Origin of the sequence: uncultured Bradyrhizobium sp., assembly GCF_936928535.1 — a bacterium.
Classification (GTDB): domain Bacteria; phylum Pseudomonadota; class Alphaproteobacteria; order Rhizobiales; family Xanthobacteraceae; genus Bradyrhizobium.
Window position 1 is genome coordinate 20,912 of sequence record NZ_CAKZHY010000164.1, and the last position, 17,358, is coordinate 38,269.

Below are 17,358 nucleotides of genomic sequence, written 5' to 3' on the forward strand. Positions count from 1 at the left end.
TTCGGGCAGCGGGCTACTGTGCATGGGGTTGTTTTCGAGTTTTGGTTTGGCGGGGGCTACCCGGCGCCCAACGCGAGCGCGACATTGTAGGTCAAGAGGCTCGCCGCATAGGCCAGCGCCAGCATGTAGGCGAAGGTTGCCGCCATCCAGCCCCAGCTTCCGGTCTCGCGCCTGATGACGGCGAGGGTGGAGGCGCATTGCGGAGCGAAGATGTACCAGGCGAGCATCGACAGCGCGGTCGCGAGCGACCATTTGGTCGCGAGCACCTGGCCGATCTGCTCGGCCGCTTCCTTGCCGCCTTCGATCGCATAGACGGTGCCGAGCGCGGCGACCGCGACCTCGCGCGCTGCCATGCCGGGGATCAGCGCCACCGCGATCTGCCAGTTGAAGCCGACAGGATGCAGCAACGGCTCGATCGCCTTGCCGATGATCGCCGCGAGGCTGAAGTCGATCGCGGGCTCGGTCGAGCCTGCAGGCGGCTGCGGGAACGAGGCCAGGAACCAGATCAGCACCATCATCGAGAAGATCGTGGTGCCGGCGCGCTGCAGGAACATCTTGGCGCGGGTGAAGATGCCGATCGCGATCGATTTCAGCCGGGGCACCTTGTAGTCCGGCAGCTCCAGCATGAAGGGCGCCGGCGCATAGTCGCGCAGCATGAAGAACTTGATCAGGAACGAGACAACCAGCGCGCTGATGATGCCGGCGGCATAGAGGCCGAACATCACGAGGCCCTGCAAATTGATGAAGCCCAAGACGTCCTTTGCCGGGATGAACGCCGAGATGATCAGCGTGTAGACGGGGATGCGCGCCGAGCAGGTCATCAGCGGCGCGATCAGGATCGTGGTCAGGCGGTCGCGCTTGTTGTCGATCACGCGCGTCGCCATGATGCCGGGAATGGCGCAGGCAAAGCTCGACAGCAGCGGGATGAAGGCCCGGCCGTGCAGTCCCGCGCCGCCCATGATGCGGTCCATCAGGAACGCCGCGCGTGCCATGTAGCCGAAATCTTCCAGCAGCAGGATGAACAGGAAGATGATGATGATCTGCGGCAGGAACACGATGACGCTGCCGACGCCCGAGATCACGCCGTTCTGAAGGAAGCTCTGCAGCAGGCCGGCGGGCAGGGTGGCGTGCACGAACTCGCCGAGCGCGTCGAAGCCGGATTGCAGCAGCTCCATCAGCGGCTGTGCCCAGGCGAACACCGCCTGGAACATCACGAACAGGATCAGCGCCAGCACGATCAGGCCGCCGACCGGATGCAGCACGATCGCATCGATCCGCGCGGTCAAGGTGTCGGGGCGGGCAGGCAGGCTGACGCAGTCCGAGATGATGCGGTCGGCCTCGCGCTGGGTCGAGCGCAACTCGGAGACGCTGAGCGCGCGCCAGCTGTTCGGCTGCGGCTCGGCGGCGAGCCTGGCGGAGATCTCGTCGGTGAGCGCCAGGAGGTCGGCCGTGCCGCCCTTGCGCACCGCAATCGAGGTGACCACGGGCACGCCGAGCTCCTTGGCGAGCCTGGCGACGTCGACCGAGATGCCGCGGCGGCTCGCGATGTCGAACATGTTGAGCACCAGCACCAGCGGCCGGCCGGTGCGCTTCAGCTCGAGCAGCAGGCGGATGGTGAGACGCAGATTGGTGGAGTCCGCAACGCACAGCACGAGATCGGGCACGATCTCGCCGGAGGCCTTGCCCAGCACGAAGTCGCGCGTGATCTCCTCGTCGGGGCTGCGGCCGCGCAGGGAATAGGTGCCGGGCAGGTCGACGATCGAGACCTGACGTCCCAGAGGCGTGACGAAAAAACCTTCCTTGCGCTCGACGGTAACGCCCGGATAGTTCGCGACCTTCTGCCGGCTGCCGGTCAGCGCATTGAACAGCGAGGTCTTGCCGCTGTTTGGCGTGCCCACCAGGGCGAGATGCAGCAGGGGTAATTCCATGGGATCAGATATCCGGTCGCGATGCCTAGGCGACGATGATCGCCATGGCCTCGCGGCGGCGCACCGCGATGGTGATGTTGTCGACGCGTACGGCGATCGGGTCGCGCCCGACCAGCCCCTCGTGCAGGACCTCGACCCGGGCGCCCTCGACGAAGCCGAGCTCGATCAGCCGGCTCTCGAGCTCGATGTCCGAGAGAGCTGAGCCGGCCTCCTTGGCGGCGAGGTGCTGGATGACGCCGGTGTAGCCGCGCTGGGCCAGGCCCAGCGGCATCTCGCGGCGCATGTCATTGATATCGGTCATGCCCTGTATTTTCAACGCAAGGCATTGAGGTCAAGCGCGCGCGCCCGTGGAAACCGCACCTTAGAGCGATTTTAAAGTGCAGATCACGAAGCCGTGGGCCAAGCGCCGCAGGCTTAATTGGCGCCCCGGCGCTACTGCGCCGGGATCTTGTCCGGCTGCATGGCGGCCATGGCGCGGCTCTTGAAGTAGTCGAGCACGAACAGGCGGATCGCCGAGGACAGATTGCCCTGCTGGCGGGCGCCGTCGATTTCGCCGACGAGCTCGGACAGCGTCATGTTGCGCAGGCCCGAGATCTCCTTCATGCCGTTCCAGAACGCCTCTTCCAGGCTGACGCTGGTCTTGTGACCGGCGACCACAATGGAACGCTTCACGACGGGCGACTTCATGGCTGCTCCTCGCGATCGATCCGGTGCTGGTCCAGATGCGCCTTCGCCTGGTCCGCCTGCTTCTCCTCCGCCGATCGCTCGGCCTTCGTGCGGCCGAACTTCGTTCGGTTGGCGTCCGCCAACTTCGTCGAGGCTTCCCGCTCGGCGCGCTTCCTGAAACGATTCAGGTTGATGACGTTCCCCATGCCGCGTCTCCATCACACGATCCTCTGCGGGAGGGATGTTACATTCAAACACCGGGCGCGGCCGCGCGCCGCACAAGACTTGATCGTCGTCATTTGCTTGTCCTCGTCAATTGGCCTCAATGGCCATCAAACGATGAATTCGCCCCGTCACGGGCATGAAGGCTTTGCGTAGCACGCGCCTCCCCCGAAACATTGACGGTAATCAAATCCTACCCTTCAAACCTTATAATTATGAGCTTTAGGGCTCCGTATCATTACGGATGACTATCGGAATTCGGAATTCATCCGGGCCGCGTCATCTTCTCCGGCTGTACCAGGCGGTCGAACTCGTCTGACGAGACGAAGCCGAGCCGCAGCGCCTCCTCCTTCAGCGTGGTGCCGTTGGCATGCGCGGTCTTGGCCACCTTGGCGGCGTTGTCGTAACCGATCTTCGGCGCCAGCGCGGTGACCAGCATCAGCGAGCGCTCCATCAGCTCCTTGATGTGCTTTTCGTCGGCACGGATGCCGCTGACGCAATGTTCGGTAAAGGAGCGCGCCGCGTCCGCCAACAGGCGGATCGAGTGCAGCATGTTGTAGGCGAGCACGGGCTTGTAGACATTGAGCTCGAAATGACCCTGGCTGCCGGCGACCGTGATCGCAGTCTGATTGCCGAACACCTGGCAGCACACCATGGTCATCGCCTCGCATTGCGTCGGATTGACCTTGCCCGGCATGATCGACGAGCCCGGCTCGTTTTCCGGCAGGATCAATTCGCCAAGCCCCGAGCGCGGACCAGATCCGAGCAGGCGGATGTCGTTGGCGATCTTGAACAGGCCTGTGGCGACGGAATTGATGGCGCCGTGCGCCAGCACATAGGCGTCGTTGGACGCGAGCGCCTCGAATTTGTTGGCGGCGCTGGTGAAGGGGAGCTTGGTGATCCCGGCAACGTGCTTTGCAAACAGCCTGGCAAAGCGCGGCTTGGAGTTGAGGCCGGTGCCGACGGCCGTGCCGCCCTGCGCCAGTGGATAGAGATCCTTCACTGCGACCTTCAGTCGCGCGATGCCGCTTTCGACCTGCGCGGCATAGCCGGAGAATTCCTGGCCGAGCGTGAGCGGCGTCGCATCCTGGGTATGGGTGCGGCCGATCTTCACGATCCTGGCGAACTCCTTCTCCTTCTTGCGGAGCGCGCGGTGCAGTTCGCCGAGCGCGGGGACGAGATCGACATTGATGCGGCTTGCCGCGGCAATGTGCATCGCGGTCGGGAAGCTATCGTTCGACGACTGGCTCATGTTGACGTGGTCGTTGGGATGCACCGGCTTCTTGGCGCCGAGCTCGCCGCCCAGGAGTTCGTTGGCGCGGTTGGCGATGACCTCATTGAGGTTCATGTTGCTCTGGGTGCCCGAGCCGGTCTGCCACACCACCAGCGGGAAATGATCGTCGAGCTTGCCCTCGATCACCTCGTGGGCGGCCCGGATGATCGCGCCGGCTCTGCGCTTGTCGAGCAGGCCAAGTTCGAGGTTGGACTGTGCCGCCGCAAGCTTGACGATGCCGAGCGCATGGACCAGCGAGATCGGCATGCGATCGATGCCGATGCGGAAATTCTGCCGCGAGCGTTCGGTCTGTGCCCCCCAATAACGATCGGCAGGCACCTCGATGGGACCGAAACTGTCGGTCTCGATGCGGGTCGCGGGGCGGGCGGTCTTCGCGGCTTTGGCCATGAGCACATCCATTTTGCCGTGCGAGGTGCCGCACGGCTTGTTCATGTGCTCTTCTATATAGGGAGATTGGGCGGACGCGACGGTCTCGCGGCCAAGCTAGATCATTTCTTGCGGAAACGATCGAGCCGCACGACTTCGGCGCCGCCTTGGTTCGGCGGGCTCGGCTCTTCCGCGGTCTCCGTCGGCTCAGCGGCAGGCGCGGGCATCGCCACAGCCGTCGGGGCAGGGGCAGCCGGCAACGTCTCGCCCGCCACTTCGGCGTCGGAGGTTTCGAACTGGAGGCCGAACTTCACGGACGGGTCCAGGAAGCTCTTGATGGCGCTGAACGGCACCACCAGCCGCTCCGGGATGCCGCCGAAGGACAGGCCGACCTCGAAACGGTCCTCGAGCACGGTCAGGTCCCAGAACTGGTGCTGGAGGATGATCGTCATCTCTTCCGGATATTGCGCCAGCAATCGGCTCGACAGCTTCACGCCCTCGGCCTTCGATGCGAAGGTGATGAAGAAATGATGCTCGCCTGGCAGGCCGTGGGCCGCGGCGTCGGTCAGCACTTTCTTGACCACGCCGCGCATCGCCTCGCTCGCCAGCACGTCGTATCGGATGTGATCGGTCGCCATGGTGGTCCTGTTGCATTCCAGGAGACGGGTCCCGCCGGCCCGACTCGCCAAGCCGCAATAGTACCGCGCCTGACGGGTCAGCAGGAGTCCCCGCCGGGAGGGAAATCAGAGGTAAGTGGAGGCTTCTGTTGCCAGGTGCCTCCGAACCCCGCCTAACGGAGCTTAACCCGTTAGGACTTTAAGTTGGTCTTTCAAACTGCGTTACGCAGCCTGAGCAACCGGAGCAAAGTTGTCGTTGGCAACTATTGCAGTAGCCCGATAACGGCGGAACAATACCGGGAAAAAGTACGCCCTTTACGCCCTCGTCGATCCTATTTCGCCCCCGCCAAAGCCCGCTTCGGGTGAGCCCTTAAATGGGCCTTCAAGTGGGCTTTGGTGGAGGCGCCGGGTACCGCCCCCGGGTCCGAATGGTTTATTGCGACGACCGTTTATTTCCATAGCCGGCGAACCGGCACACCCAATATAGGGGGCAAAGGTTTCAAAAAACAGAGGTTTCGAGCGGTGAGGGTGCGGTTCCCTTGGGATAGATCCAAGACGGCCCGGAGCCTGATCTTGGCCACCCTGCGACCCGCGTTCTAAGCTCCTGACATGTCCACGGATTCGGCACCGGCCGCCCAAGAGCCGGATCAAGAACCAGATCAAGGGCCGGATCATCCCGCCATCCACGCGCCTCCGCCCGGCCTGCTGGCACTGTTCCTGGCCTTTGCCCGGATGTCGCTGGCCGGGTTCGGCGGCGTCCTGGTGTTTGCCAGGCACGCCATCGTCGATCGGCACCGCTGGATGACCGCGGACGAGTTCAACGAGACCTTCGCGCTCTGCCATTTCCTGCCGGGGCCCAACATCGTCAATCTATCGATGGTGTTCGGATCGCGGCTACGTGGCATCGCCGGAGGCGTGGCGGCCTTCACCGGGCTGTTGCTGCCTCCGACGCTGATCATGACGGTGCTTGCGATCATCTACGCCCGGTTCGGCGACGTCGAGGTGCTGCGCCGTATTCTCGCAGGCATCTCCTGCGCCGCGGTCGGCCTGCTGATTGCCGTGGTCTTCAGGATGATGACGCCGCTGCTCAAGCGGATGGACGTCGTCGTGCTCATCCTGATGCTCGGCGTGTTCACGGCCATCGGCGTGTTTCGCTGGCCCTTGCAGGCAGTGTTGGTCATCGCGATCCCGCTCAGCATCGCGGTGACTTACGTGATGCGACGGAAGGTAGCAGTATGAGCAGTCAGAACCCGATCTGGGCGCTGATCTCCACCTTTGGTCTTATGTCTCTATTCGCGGTGGGCGGCGCTGCCGCCGCAGTGCCCGAGATGCACCGCATCGCTGTCGATGTGCATCACTGGATGACCGACAAGCAGTTCGCGGATGCCTATGCGATCGCGCAGCTCTCGCCGGGTCCGAACGTGCTGATCGTCACGTTGATCGGCTATGCCGTTGCCGGCATTCCGGGCGCGCTGGCCGCGACGCTGGCGATGTGCCTGCCGACGGCGCTGCTTGCCTACTATGTCAGCCGCCTGTTGAATCGGCCGAGCCAATCGCGCTGGCCTGCCCTGATCCAGGCTGCATTGGTTCCGCTGTCGATCGGATTGATGGCGGCGAGTGCCTTGATCCTCGCACAGTCGACCGATCGCACCATTGCTGCGCTGCTCCTGACCGCGACAGTTGCACTGATCGCTTCCGTCTCGCGCGTCAATCCGCTGTGGCTTCTGCTCGCAGGCGGCCTGTTGGGTTTTGCTGGCATTGTGTGATGAAAATCGCTAGGCAATAAATCGGGGCGGGGATCCAGTTCCAGCCGATTAAGAATAACAGTGCTCGTGACTTACGGGTCGCGGAGGAGACATGCATGGCCGATACAATGGGCCACTCGGCGACAGCCACCAGGAACACCTCGGTGGCGCTTGGCTTCTGCCTGCTGGCGCTCGCCCCTCAGATTTTCGAGTTGATCTGGTCGATCGGGACGATCTTCGGCTGGGGGGCCGGACGCGGTCCGGCCACGGTCCTGATCAGCCACACGACGGCGCTCGTCGCCGGCGCGCCCGCTGCGCTGCTTGGCGCGATCGGCGGTGAGACCAAGAAGGCGTCATCGGATGTCTTGCTGGCGCTGATCTATTCCTATCCGTTGTTCGCGGTGGCGATCGTCACGCTGTTCATGACGATCAAATCGGGACAGGACTATATCGGCGGCGTCATCCTGATGGCGCTCGCGCTGTTCGCGCTGTGGGCCTCGAGCGATTTGCAGGGGATGCGGGGCTTCTCCTTCGGAGCGGGCACCGCGCCGCGGATGTTCGGCGGATTGCTGGTGGCTCTGTCCGCCGCGATAGCGCTGACGGGCCTTTTGAACGAGGGGCCGGCGCTCGCACATTATTCCTGGCGTGGCCCGTTGTTCGTGATGTGCGCGATCCTGTTCTTCGCCTTGGCGATCCGGCCCCTGGGCCTCGTGGTCTCGGCGTTCGTGAGCTTCATGGTCGCCGCGCTCGGATCGCATGAAACACGCTGGGGGGAGGCCGCCCTTGTCGGCGCCTGTCTGACGATCGGCTGCGCACTGCTGTTCCCTTATGTGCTCGGCCTGCCGATGCCGATGTTCCCGCGTTTCCTGGCTCAGTGAGGCTGTCATGGAGCTTTTTGCCAACCTCGCTCACGGCTTCGTCGTCGCCTTCTCTCCGATCAACCTTCTGATGTGCCTGATCGGCGCGCTCGTCGGCACGCTGGTCGGCGTGCTGCCGGGCATCGGCACCATCGCCACCGTCGCGATGTTGCTGCCGATCACCTTCGGATTGCCGCCGGTCGGCGCGCTGATCATGCTCGCCGGCATCTATTACGGCGCCCAGTATGGCGGCTCGACCACCTCGATCCTGGTCAACATTCCCGGCGAGGCGACATCGGTCGTCACCGCCATCGACGGACACGCCATGGCCAAGCAGGGCCGCGCCGGTCCGGCGCTGGCGATTGCCGCGATCGGCTCGTTCTTTGCCGGTTGCGTTGCGACCGTCTTGATCGCTGTTCTCGGCGCGCCGCTCACAAAACTCGCGCTCGCATTCGGGCCGGCGGAGTATTTCTCGCTGATGGTGCTCGGCCTGATCTTCGCGGTCGTGCTCGCCAAGGGCTCGGTGCTGAAGGCGATCGCGATGATCGTGTTTGGCCTGTTGCTGTCGATGGTCGGCTCGGACATCGAAACCGGTGCCTCGCGCATGGCCTTCAACATTCCGGAGCTTGCCGACGGTCTCGGCTTTGCGACGGTCGCAATGGGCGTGTTCGGCTTTGCCGAGATCATCCGCAATCTCGACGCCGGCGCCGAGATGAACCGCGATCTCGTGCAGCAGAAGATCACCGGCCTGATGCCGACCAGGAAAGACCTGATCGACTCGGCGCCGGCCATCCTGCGCGGCACCGCGCTCGGCTCGATCCTCGGTATCCTGCCCGGTGGCGGTGCGGTGATTGCGTCGTTTGCCGCCTATACGCTCGAGAAGAAGCTCGCCAGGAACCCGTCGCGGTTCGGCCGCGGCGCGATCGAGGGCGTGGCGGCGCCGGAAAGCGCCAACAACGCCGCGGCGCAGACCTCCTTCATCCCGCTGCTGACGCTCGGCATCCCGCCGAATGCGGTGATGGCGCTGATGGTTGGCGCGATGACCATTCACGGCATCGTTCCGGGTCCGCAGGTGATGCAGAAGCAGCCGGATCTCGTCTGGGGCATGATCGCCTCGATGTGGATCGGCAATCTGATGCTGATCATCATCAACCTGCCGCTGGTCGGCATCTGGGTGCGTCTCTTGCGGGTGCCTTACCGGCTGATGTTCCCCTCGATCGTGATCTTCTGCGCGATCGGCATCTACTCGGTGAACAACGCGCCGGTCGATGTCATCCTCGCAGGCGTGTTCGGCCTGGTGGGCTACTGGCTGATCAAGCATGATTTCGAGCCAGCCCCGCTGTTGCTCGGCATGGTGCTCGGGCCGCTGATGGAAGAGAACCTTCGCCGCGCACTGCTGATCTCGCGTGGTGATTGGAGCGTGTTCGTGACGCGTCCGCTCTCGGCCGTGCTGCTCGCGATTGCCGCCTTCCTGCTGGTGCTCACGCTGCTGCCGATGCTACGCACCAAGCGCGACGAGGTGTTCACCGAATCCGAGAATTGATTGAGCCGCACCGGCGTCTGCGCGGAGGCAACTTAACCAGCGATTTCAAGCAAATAGAGAGGGGGCGGGACGTCGAGTTCCGCCCCTTGTCGTTTCGGCCGGGAACACTCACTTTTCCGGGTATAATCAACGCGTACAGCGAATCGCAGCTGTCGCAGCGCCGGGGCGGTCGTTAAGTTCGCCGCCTCCCCAAAGGCTCATTGGCACATGCACCAGTATCAGGACCTGCTCGAGCGGATTCTTTCAGACGGCGCCGAGAAGACCGATCGGACCGGCACCGGCACGCTGTCGGTGTTCGGCCATCAGATGCGCTTCAATCTGTCCGCCGGCTTCCCGATGCTGACCACCAAGCGGCTGCCGCTGAAGGCGATCGTGCATGAGCTGCTGTGGTTCCTGAAGGGCGACACCAACATCAAATATCTCAGGGACAACGGCGTCACCATCTGGGACGAATGGGCTGATGCCAATGGCGATCTCGGCCCGGTCTACGGCCATCAATGGCGCTCCTGGCCCGCGCCTGACGGACGCAGCATCGACCAGATCGCTGGCGTCGTCGACATGATCAAGCGCAATCCGGACTCGCGCCGTCTGATCGTCTCGGCCTGGAATCCGGCCGAGGTCGACAAGATGGCGCTGCCGCCCTGTCACTGCCTGTTCCAGTTCTATGTCGCCAACGGCAAGCTGTCCTGCCAGCTCTACCAGCGCTCGGCCGACGTGTTCCTCGGCGTGCCCTTCAACATCGCCTCCTACGCGCTGCTCACCATGATGGTCGCGCAGGTCACCGGCCTGAAGCCCGGCGACTTCGTGCATTCGTTCGGCGACACCCACCTCTATTCCAACCATCTGGAGCAGGCGCGGCTCCAGCTCTCCCGCGCGCCGCGCGCGCTGCCGGTGATGAAGATCAATCCTGACGTGAAGGACATCTTCTCCTTCCGCTACGAGGATTTCGAGCTCGTCGGTTACGATCCGCATCCGCACATCAAGGCGGAAGTCGCGGTTTAGCAGCGATGTCGCTGAACATCCGCCGCGCGCGTCCGGACGAGGCTCCGCTCGTCCTCGAGTTCGTCCACGAACTTGCCGAGTACGAAAAGCTCTCGCATGAGGTCGAGGCGAGCGAGGCTGACATTGCGGACGCCTTGTTCGGCAACGACCCGCGGCTGTTTTGTGCGATCGCCGAGTGGAACGGCGAGCCTGCCGGCTTTGCCGTGTGGTTCCTGAATTTCTCGACGTTCAGTGGCCGCCACGGCATCTATCTCGAAGATCTCTATGTGCGGCCGTCGCATCGGGGCAAGGGCCTCGGCAAGGCGCTGCTGATTTATCTCGCAAAGGAATGCGTCGATAACGGCTGGTCGCGCCTGCAATGGTCGGTGCTCGACTGGAATGCGCCGTCGATCGCGTTCTACAAGTCGCTCGGCGCCGTGATGCTGGACGACTGGACGCTGTGTCGCGTCACGGGGCCTGCGTTGACGCGACTTGCAGGGAGCGCGTCCTGATGGAGATCGTCTTCGTCGTTGCAGTTGCGGAGAACGGCGTCATCGGCGCCGGCAACGCGATCCCGTGGCGATTGAAATCCGACATGGCGCGCTTCAAGGCGCTGACCGTTGGCAAGCCCGTGATCATGGGCCGCAAGACCTTCGAATCCTTGCCGCGTCGGCCGCTCCCGAACCGCACCAACATCGTGATCACGCGCGATGCGGCCTATCGCGCCGCCGGCGCCGTCGTCACGACCTCCGCGGAGGACGCTGGCGCGGTCGCACTTGGTGATGCCCTGCGGCGTTCAGCCACTGAAATCGCGGTGATCGGCGGGGCGGAAATCTACCGCCAATGGCTTGATCGCGCCGACCGCCTCGAGATCACCGAAGTGCATGCGCAGCCGGACGGCGACACGCATTTCGACATCGACAAGGCGAAGTGGGAGGAAACGGCGCGCGTCCGCCACCCCGCCGGGCCCGACGATAGTGCCGACTACTCCTATGTGACATATCGTCGGCGGCGGCCCCATTGACTGCATTCACCAATGTTAACATTGACTTTTCTACCCCCGAGCTTAGCTCGGAGGGCGGCGAGGCTTGCGTTGTAAGGGTCCGTTCGGTCCCCTATAAAGCCGGACCGGACAATGCGGACCGGCTTTAGTTTCAGTCTCGGTCTGCCGAGGAGAGCGTCGAATGCCGTGGAAGAATCAGGGCGGTGGCCCGTGGGGCTCGGGTCCGAAAGGACCATGGGGCACAGGCCCGCAACCGGTCGGGCCGAGGCCGCCGGATCTGGAAGACCTTCTGCGGCGTGGCCAGGACCGGCTGCAGCAGATCATGCCGGGCGGCTATTTCTCCGGCATCGGTATCACGCTGATCCTGCTCATCGTCATCGCGCTCTGGCTGCTGTCGGGCTTCTTCCGGGTGCAGTCCGAGGAGCAGGGTGTGGTGCTCCGTTTCGGCAAGCATGTGCGCACCGTCGATCCGGGCCTGAATTATCATCTGCCCTATCCGATCGAGACCGTGCTGCTGCCAAAGGCGCTGCGCGTCTCCACCATTTCCATCGGCATGACGCTGATCGACGATCCGGCCCGGCGCGGCCGCTCGATCCGTGACGTGCCTGAAGAGAGCCTGATGCTGACCGGCGACGAGAACATCGTCGACGTCGACTTCACCGTGCTGTGGCGCATCAAGCCCAACGGCGTCGGCAATTTCCTGTTCAACATCCAGAACCCCGAGGGCACCGTGAAGGCGGTGGCCGAAAGCGCGATGCGCGAGGTGATCGGCCGCTCCAACATCCAGCCGATCCTGACCGGCGCGCGGACGCAGACCGAGACCACCGTGCAGGATCTGATGCAGAAGACGCTCGACGGCTACGGCGCCGGCATCCAGATCACGCAGGTGCAGATGCAGAAGGTCGATCCGCCAGCGCAGGTGATCGACGCATTCCGCGACGTGCAGGCAGCGCGCGCCAATCTGGAGCAGCTGCAAAACGAAGCGCAGACCTATGCCAACAAGGTCGTGCCGGAAGCGCGCGGAAACGCGGCGCGGATCCTGCAAGCCGCCGAAGGCTACAAGGAGCAGGCGGTTGCCGAGGCCAAGGGCCAGAGCTCGCGCTTCCTGAAAGTGTACGAGGAATACAAGAAGGCGCCCGACGTGACGCGTGAGCGGATTTATCTGGAGACGATGGAGCGCGTGCTCGGCGGCTCGGACAAGCTGATCTATGACGGTGGCTCCTCGGGCCAGGGTGTCGTGCCCTATCTGCCGCTCAACGAATTGTCGGCCAAGAAGCCCACGACGCCGGGCCAGCAGCCGGTCGGAGGCTCCCGATGAGGTCTCCCGTAACAGGCATCGTCGCGCTGCTTGCGGCGCTTCTGGTCGTGATCGTCGGCTATATGTCGTTGTTCACGGTGCAGCAGACCGAGCAAACCATCGTGCTGCAATTCGGCAAGCCGGTAGACGTCGTCACCGACCCCGGGCTGCACTTCAAGGCGCCGTGGAACTCGGTGATTAACATCGACAAGCGGATCCTCGACCTTGAGAACCCGTCGCAGGAGGTCATCGCTTCCGACCAAAAGCGGCTCGTTGTCGACGCCTTCGCGCGCTACCGGATCAAGGACGCGCTGCGCTTCTATCAGAGCGTCGGCTCGATCCAGGCAGCGAACCTCCAGCTCACCTCGCTGTTGAACGCGGCGCTGCGCCGCGTCCTCGGCGAGGTCAACTTCATCACCGTGGTGCGCGATGACCGCGAGAAGCTGATGGGGCGCATCCGCGAGCAGCTCGACCGCGAGGCCGACGGTTACGGCATCGAGGTGGTGGATGTTCGGATCCGCCGTGCTGACCTGCCGGAGCAGAACAGCCAGGCGGTCTACCAGCGCATGCAGACCGAGCGTCAGCGTGAAGCAGCCGAGTTCCGTGCGCAGGGCGGTCAGAAGGCGCAGGAGATCAGGTCGAAGGCAGATCGCGAGGCGACGGTGATCATCGCCGAGGCCAACTCACAGGCCGAGCAGACCCGCGGCGTCGGCGACGCCGAGCGCAACCGCCTGTTCGCCGAAGCCTATGGCAAGGATCCTGACTTCTTCGCCTTCTACCGGTCGATGACGGCCTATGAGAACGGGTTGAAGAAGGACGACACCCGCTATTTGCTGCGACCGGACTCGGATTTCTTCCGGTATTTTGGTAACCCGTCAGGGAAGACGGCGACCGAGACGCCGGCGAAACCGTAAGTTAGACAAGGGCGGCAAGTTTGGCCGCCCTTCGTCCAGACAAAAACAGCACCACGGGAGGTTCCAATCCGATGAGGTCCATTGCGTTCGCCGACTTCCTCATCGGCTTAGGCATCCTGTTTGTGCTGGAAGGCTTGATGTTCGCGGCAAGTCCGAACTGGATGCGCAAGGCCATGAAGAGCGCCATCGCTACGCCGGACAATATCCTGCGGGCGGTGGGGATCGGCTCGGCCGTGGCTGGTCTGATCCTGATCTGGGCGATGCGACGGCCGATCTAGCCGCAGGGCCAACGCCAAAGTGAAGGCGAGGGGCGGGTTTTCGCCGTATTATCCGGGGCGTGAGGCCCGTTAAGCTCCGCGCTTGCGCCGTGCCCCCGTTCGAGCGCAGTCTTGGCGCCGAATCCTTTTCTCTGGAGACCACAATGACCGCTGCCACCATTGTCCCGACCCGCTTGCGATTTGGGTTGGCTGCGCTCGCCATCGGCGCTGTCAGCGCATTGGTCTCGCCGGCCTATGCGCGCGGACCGGAGGGCATCGCCGACGTCGCCGAAAAGGTGATCGACGCGGTCGTCAACATCTCGACCTCGCAGACTGTCGAAGCCAAAGGCGGCGGCAGCAACACCATGCCGCAATTGCCGCCCGGCTCGCCGTTCGAGGAATTCTTCGACGACTTCTTCAAGAACCGCAAAGGCCCCGGTGGTGGCGGCAAGGGCGGCGATAGCGGCGGTGGCCCGCCGCGCAAGACCAATTCGCTCGGCTCCGGCTTCATCATCGACACGTCGGGCATCGTGGTCACCAACAACCACGTCATCGCCGATGCCGACGAGATCAACGTCATTCTCAACGACGGCACCAAGATCAAGGCCGAGCTGGTTGGCGTCGACAAGAAGACCGACCTCGCCGTCCTGAAGTTCAAGCCCCCGAAGCCGCTGATCTCGGTGAAATTCGGCGACTCCGACAAGCTGCGTCTGGGTGACTGGGTGGTCGCGATCGGCAACCCCTTCAGCCTCGGCGGCACCGTGACCGCTGGCATCGTCTCGGCCAAGAACCGCGACATTTCCTCGGGACCCTATGACAGCTACATCCAGACCGATGCCGCCATCAATCGCGGCAACTCGGGTGGTCCGCTGTTCAATCTCGAAGGCGACGTCATCGGCGTCAACACGCTGATCATCTCGCCCTCCGGGGGCTCGATCGGCATCGGCTTCGCCGTGCCGTCGAAGACGGTTGCGGGTGTGGTCGACCAGCTCCGCCAGTTCGGCGAACTGCGCCGCGGCTGGCTTGGCGTGCGCATCCAGAGCGTCACCGACGAAATCGCCGAGAGCCTCAACATCAAGCCGGCGCGCGGCGCGCTGGTGGCCGGCGTCGATGACAAGGGTCCGGCCAAGCCCGCCGGCATCGAGCCGGGCGACGTCGTCGTCAAGTTCGACGGCAAGGACGTCAAGGACCCCAAGGACCTGTCCCGCGTCGTGGCCGACACCGCGGTCGGCAAGGAAGTCGACGTCGTCGTGATCCGCAAGGGCGAGGAGCAGACCAAGAAGGTCACGCTCGGCCGCCTGCAGGATCCCGACAAGGTGCAGGCCGCCGTGAAGACCGACGAGCCTCCGCCGGAGAAGCTGGTGACGCAGAAGGCGCTCGGCCTCGATCTCGCCGTGCTGAACAAGGATCTGCGCGCGCGCTACAAGATCAAGGACAGCGTCAAGGGTGTGGTCGTCACCAATGTCGACGCCAGTTCGGATGCGGCCGAGAAGCGGCTCTCCGCGGGAGATGTCATCGTCGAGGTCGCACAGGAAGCGGTCTCGAGCGGCGAGGACATCCAGAAGCGGATCGACCAGCTCAAGAAGGACGGCAAGAAGTCCGTGCTGCTGCTGGTGTCCAATGGCGACGGCGAATTGCGGTTCGTGGCGCTGAGCGTGCAGTAGTCGCACTGTCGTTCCGGGATGGTGCGCAAGCACCAGACCCGGAATCTCGAGATTCCGGGTTCGATGCTTGGCATCGGCCCGGAACGACTGTGAAGCAGCTACCCCTCGACGAACTCGTCCCGCCGATAGCCCTGCGCGTACAGCAGCGCGGTGAGATCGCCGTGGTCGATCCGTGCCGCGGCGGCGGCCGCCACCGCCGGCTTGGCGTGATACGCCACGCCGAGCCCAGCCGCCTGGATCATCGCCAGATCATTGGCGCCGTCGCCGACGACGACGGAGTCGATGTCGTCGAGATCGAACGACTCCATCAAATCCACCAGCGTCGCAAGCTTCGCCGCGCGACCCAAAATCGGCTCCTTCACCTCGCCGGTGAACTTGCCGTCCCGCACGACGAGCTCGTTGGCGCGGTTCTCCTGGAAGCCGATCTTGGCGGCGACCGCGCTCGTGAACAGCGTAAAGCCGCCGGAGACGAGGCAGGTATAGGCGCCGTGGGCGCGCATGGTCGCGACCAACTCACGGCCGCCCGGGGTCAGCGTGATGCGCTTTTGCAGCACTTCGTCGACGACGCCGGCGGGAAGGTCCTTCAGCAGCGCGACGCGCTCGCGCAGCGCCGGCTCGAACTCGATCTCGCCCCGCATCGCCCGTTCGGTGATGGCGGCGACGTGGGCCTTCATCCCGACGAGATCGGCGAGCTCGTCGATGCATTCCTGGCCAATCATGGTGGAATCCATGTCGGCGAGAAAAAGCTTCTTGCGCCTGAAGCCGGCAGGTTGCACCACGATGTCGATGGGCAGGTCGCCGCGAAGCTCGCGGAGCCGCTCTTCGATGGCGTGACGGTCGCCTTCGAGGTTACTGTCGGCGCCGAACGGAATGTCAACCGCAACCCCGTCGAACAGCCAGTGTGCGGGCGCGGCGCTGGGCAGCACGGCGCGGGCGCCATCCACGATGGTAGAGTCGAGCGCGGGATTGTTGGGGTTGCAGATCAGCGTGGCGACGAGAGACATTTGAGGTTTTCGTGAGCGAGGGGCATTCGAGCAAGGCCGTGCTTATCGCAGGCCCGACCGCCAGCGGCAAGTCGGCGCTGGCGCTCGAGCTCGCCCTCCGCGCAGGCGGCGTCGTGATCAATGCCGATTCCATGCAGGTCTATCGCGATCTCCGTATCATCACGGCGCGTCCCACGCGCGACGAAGAAGCCCGGGTGCCGCACCGGCTCTATGGCCATGTCGATGCGGCCGTGAATTTCTCGGCCGGCACCTGGGTGACTGATGCCGCGAAGATATTGGAGGAGGCCAAGGCCGAGGGCCGCTTGCCGATCTTGATCGGCGGCACCGGCCTGTATTTCAAGGCGCTGACGGCGGGCCTTTCGGTGGTGCCGCCGATCCCTGCGGAGATACGCGAGGCGGTCCGCGCGCGCCTGGAGCGGAATGGCGTCGAGGCGCTGCATGCGGAACTGGCGCGCCGCGATCCGCGCGCGGCGGAACGACTGAACCTGCGCGATCGCACCCGCATCGCGCGCGCCCTCGAAGTGGTCGAGGCGACCGGGCGTTCGCTGCTCGACTGGCACCATGAGGGCCAGCCGCCGCTGCTGCCCAAGGACAGCTTTCGGGCGGTGTTTGTGGCCCCCGAGCGTGACGAGCTCTATGCCCGCATCGACGCCCGCTTCGATGCCATGATCGGGGCCGGCGCGTTGAACGAGGTCGAGAAGCTCGCTGCCCGCGGCCTCGATCCGCTGCTGCCGGCCATGAAGGCCCACGGCGTGCCGGCGCTGATTCGGCATCTGCGCGGCGAGCTCAGCCTGGAGGAGGCCGCCACCATCGGCCGGGCCGATACTCGCCACTACGCCAAGCGACAATTCACCTGGTTCAGGCACCAATTGCCGGAGTTCGAATGGGTCAACCCGGCGGAGGCGAGGGGCTGGCTGGCCGCCGCCGCCATCAAGGGTTGGAAGCCCGGCTGACACGCTTTTGTGCCTTGGTTCCCGATTTTACCTCTCGCCGAACGAGG

At 64.2% G+C, this 17,358-nt stretch carries 19 protein-coding genes and 1 other RNA gene; 12 read left to right on the top strand and 8 right to left on the bottom strand.

Features of this window, described 5'->3' with window-relative positions; all coding sequences use genetic code 11:
- Positions 1-56: 56 nt before the first annotated feature.
- From Q0687_RS30050 to ssrA, 7 genes are all read right to left on the bottom strand, one after another.
- Complete coding sequence (locus Q0687_RS30050) at positions 57-1,928, bottom strand: ferrous iron transporter B (RefSeq protein ID WP_298885056.1); 1,872 nt, start codon at positions 1,926-1,928, stop codon at positions 57-59.
- 25 nt (positions 1,929-1,953) lie between these two features.
- Positions 1,954-2,229, bottom strand: coding sequence for a FeoA family protein (locus tag Q0687_RS30055; RefSeq protein WP_298885057.1), 276 nt, complete (start codon positions 2,227-2,229; stop codon positions 1,954-1,956).
- Between the two features lie 131 nt (positions 2,230-2,360).
- A complete protein-coding gene (locus Q0687_RS30060) occupies positions 2,361-2,615 on the bottom strand; it encodes a ribbon-helix-helix domain-containing protein (RefSeq protein WP_298885058.1) in 255 nt (84 codons plus the stop codon).
- Positions 2,612-2,800, bottom strand: coding sequence for a DUF4169 family protein (locus Q0687_RS30065; protein ID WP_298885059.1), 189 nt, complete (start codon positions 2,798-2,800; stop codon positions 2,612-2,614). The genes Q0687_RS30060 and Q0687_RS30065 overlap by 4 nt, the downstream gene beginning before the upstream one ends.
- A gap of 281 nt (positions 2,801-3,081) precedes the next feature.
- Positions 3,082-4,509: a class II fumarate hydratase gene (gene fumC, locus Q0687_RS30070; protein WP_298885131.1), complete on the bottom strand. Its 1,428-nt coding sequence runs from the start codon at positions 4,507-4,509 to the stop codon at positions 3,082-3,084.
- An 89-nt stretch (positions 4,510-4,598) separates the two neighbouring features.
- Positions 4,599-5,114 carry a ClpXP protease specificity-enhancing factor SspB gene (locus Q0687_RS30075; RefSeq protein ID WP_298885060.1) on the bottom strand — a complete coding sequence of 172 codons (516 nt, stop codon included), beginning with the start codon at positions 5,112-5,114 and terminating at the stop codon, positions 4,599-4,601.
- Positions 5,115-5,228: 114 nt separating this feature from the next.
- Positions 5,229-5,606: a transfer-messenger RNA gene (gene ssrA, locus Q0687_RS30080) on the bottom strand.
- Between the two features lie 96 nt (positions 5,607-5,702).
- On the opposite strand from ssrA, the gene Q0687_RS30085 reads away from it, so the two are divergent.
- The 11 genes from Q0687_RS30085 (at position 5,703) to Q0687_RS30135 (ending at position 15,354) form a co-directional block, all read left to right on the top strand.
- Positions 5,703-6,332 carry a chromate transporter gene (locus tag Q0687_RS30085; protein ID WP_298885061.1) on the top strand — a complete coding sequence of 210 codons (630 nt, stop codon included), beginning with the start codon at positions 5,703-5,705 and terminating at the stop codon, positions 6,330-6,332.
- A complete protein-coding gene (locus Q0687_RS30090; RefSeq protein ID WP_298885062.1) occupies positions 6,329-6,859 on the top strand; it encodes a chromate transporter in 531 nt (176 codons plus the stop codon). The genes Q0687_RS30085 and Q0687_RS30090 overlap by 4 nt, the downstream gene beginning before the upstream one ends.
- A gap of 95 nt (positions 6,860-6,954) precedes the next feature.
- Entirely contained in the window at positions 6,955-7,716 is a 762-nt protein-coding gene (locus Q0687_RS30095; RefSeq protein ID WP_298885063.1) for a tripartite tricarboxylate transporter TctB family protein, read from the top strand.
- Positions 7,717-7,723: 7 nt separating this feature from the next.
- The gene (locus Q0687_RS30100; protein ID WP_298885064.1) at positions 7,724-9,238 is read left to right on the top strand and encodes a tripartite tricarboxylate transporter permease; all 1,515 of its coding nucleotides are present in this window, start codon (positions 7,724-7,726) and stop codon (positions 9,236-9,238) included.
- A gap of 207 nt (positions 9,239-9,445) precedes the next feature.
- The gene (locus Q0687_RS30105) at positions 9,446-10,240 is read left to right on the top strand and encodes a thymidylate synthase (protein WP_298885065.1); all 795 of its coding nucleotides are present in this window, start codon (positions 9,446-9,448) and stop codon (positions 10,238-10,240) included.
- Between the two features lie 5 nt (positions 10,241-10,245).
- Positions 10,246-10,731: a GNAT family N-acetyltransferase gene (locus Q0687_RS30110; protein WP_298885066.1), complete on the top strand. Its 486-nt coding sequence runs from the start codon at positions 10,246-10,248 to the stop codon at positions 10,729-10,731.
- Positions 10,731-11,243 (top strand): dihydrofolate reductase, encoded by a 513-nt coding sequence (locus Q0687_RS30115; protein ID WP_298885067.1) that lies wholly within the window; start codon positions 10,731-10,733, stop codon positions 11,241-11,243. The genes Q0687_RS30110 and Q0687_RS30115 overlap by 1 nt, the downstream gene beginning before the upstream one ends.
- Before the next feature lie 160 nt (positions 11,244-11,403).
- Positions 11,404-12,540: an FtsH protease activity modulator HflK gene (gene hflK, locus Q0687_RS30120; protein WP_298885068.1), complete on the top strand. Its 1,137-nt coding sequence runs from the start codon at positions 11,404-11,406 to the stop codon at positions 12,538-12,540.
- Positions 12,537-13,433, top strand: a complete 897-nt coding sequence (gene hflC, locus Q0687_RS30125; RefSeq protein ID WP_298885069.1) for a protease modulator HflC — start codon at positions 12,537-12,539, stop codon at positions 13,431-13,433. Before hflK ends, hflC begins: the two co-directional genes overlap by 4 nt.
- Positions 13,434-13,504: 71 nt before the next feature.
- The gene (locus Q0687_RS30130; protein WP_128950366.1) at positions 13,505-13,711 is read left to right on the top strand and encodes a DUF2065 domain-containing protein; all 207 of its coding nucleotides are present in this window, start codon (positions 13,505-13,507) and stop codon (positions 13,709-13,711) included.
- Positions 13,712-13,854: 143 nt separating this feature from the next.
- Positions 13,855-15,354, top strand: a complete 1,500-nt coding sequence (locus Q0687_RS30135; protein WP_298885070.1) for a Do family serine endopeptidase — start codon at positions 13,855-13,857, stop codon at positions 15,352-15,354.
- Between the two features lie 98 nt (positions 15,355-15,452).
- Here Q0687_RS30135 and serB read toward each other — a convergent pair whose 3' ends face one another.
- Positions 15,453-16,358 carry a phosphoserine phosphatase SerB gene (serB, locus tag Q0687_RS30140; protein ID WP_298885071.1) on the bottom strand — a complete coding sequence of 302 codons (906 nt, stop codon included), beginning with the start codon at positions 16,356-16,358 and terminating at the stop codon, positions 15,453-15,455.
- 11 nt (positions 16,359-16,369) lie between these two features.
- Here serB and miaA point away from each other — a divergent pair, with 11 nt between their 5' ends.
- The gene (miaA, locus tag Q0687_RS30145; protein ID WP_298885072.1) at positions 16,370-17,311 is read left to right on the top strand and encodes a tRNA (adenosine(37)-N6)-dimethylallyltransferase MiaA; all 942 of its coding nucleotides are present in this window, start codon (positions 16,370-16,372) and stop codon (positions 17,309-17,311) included.
- Positions 17,312-17,358 lie beyond the last annotated feature (47 nt).

Excerpts from the sequence above, each read along its gene's own strand:
- Q0687_RS30050 (WP_298885056.1), bottom strand. The coding sequence starts at position 1,928 with ATGGAATTACCCCTGCTGCATCTCGCCCTGGTGGGCACGCCAAACAGC.
- Q0687_RS30055 (WP_298885057.1), bottom strand. The coding sequence starts at position 2,229 with ATGACCGATATCAATGACATGCGCCGCGAGATGCCGCTGGGCCTGGCC.
- Q0687_RS30060 (WP_298885058.1), bottom strand. The coding sequence starts at position 2,615 with ATGAAGTCGCCCGTCGTGAAGCGTTCCATTGTGGTCGCCGGTCACAAG.
- Q0687_RS30065 (WP_298885059.1), bottom strand. The coding sequence starts at position 2,800 with ATGGGGAACGTCATCAACCTGAATCGTTTCAGGAAGCGCGCCGAGCGG.
- fumC (WP_298885131.1), bottom strand. The coding sequence starts at position 4,509 with ATGGATGTGCTCATGGCCAAAGCCGCGAAGACCGCCCGCCCCGCGACC.
- Q0687_RS30075 (WP_298885060.1), bottom strand. The coding sequence starts at position 5,114 with ATGGCGACCGATCACATCCGATACGACGTGCTGGCGAGCGAGGCGATG.
- Q0687_RS30085 (WP_298885061.1), top strand. The coding sequence starts at position 5,703 with ATGTCCACGGATTCGGCACCGGCCGCCCAAGAGCCGGATCAAGAACCA.
- Q0687_RS30090 (WP_298885062.1), top strand. The coding sequence starts at position 6,329 with ATGAGCAGTCAGAACCCGATCTGGGCGCTGATCTCCACCTTTGGTCTT.
- Q0687_RS30095 (WP_298885063.1), top strand. The coding sequence starts at position 6,955 with ATGGCCGATACAATGGGCCACTCGGCGACAGCCACCAGGAACACCTCG.
- Q0687_RS30100 (WP_298885064.1), top strand. The coding sequence starts at position 7,724 with ATGGAGCTTTTTGCCAACCTCGCTCACGGCTTCGTCGTCGCCTTCTCT.
- Q0687_RS30105 (WP_298885065.1), top strand. The coding sequence starts at position 9,446 with ATGCACCAGTATCAGGACCTGCTCGAGCGGATTCTTTCAGACGGCGCC.
- Q0687_RS30110 (WP_298885066.1), top strand. The coding sequence starts at position 10,246 with ATGTCGCTGAACATCCGCCGCGCGCGTCCGGACGAGGCTCCGCTCGTC.
- Q0687_RS30115 (WP_298885067.1), top strand. The coding sequence starts at position 10,731 with ATGGAGATCGTCTTCGTCGTTGCAGTTGCGGAGAACGGCGTCATCGGC.
- hflK (WP_298885068.1), top strand. The coding sequence starts at position 11,404 with ATGCCGTGGAAGAATCAGGGCGGTGGCCCGTGGGGCTCGGGTCCGAAA.
- hflC (WP_298885069.1), top strand. The coding sequence starts at position 12,537 with ATGAGGTCTCCCGTAACAGGCATCGTCGCGCTGCTTGCGGCGCTTCTG.
- Q0687_RS30130 (WP_128950366.1), top strand. The coding sequence starts at position 13,505 with ATGAGGTCCATTGCGTTCGCCGACTTCCTCATCGGCTTAGGCATCCTG.
- Q0687_RS30135 (WP_298885070.1), top strand. The coding sequence starts at position 13,855 with ATGACCGCTGCCACCATTGTCCCGACCCGCTTGCGATTTGGGTTGGCT.
- serB (WP_298885071.1), bottom strand. The coding sequence starts at position 16,358 with ATGTCTCTCGTCGCCACGCTGATCTGCAACCCCAACAATCCCGCGCTC.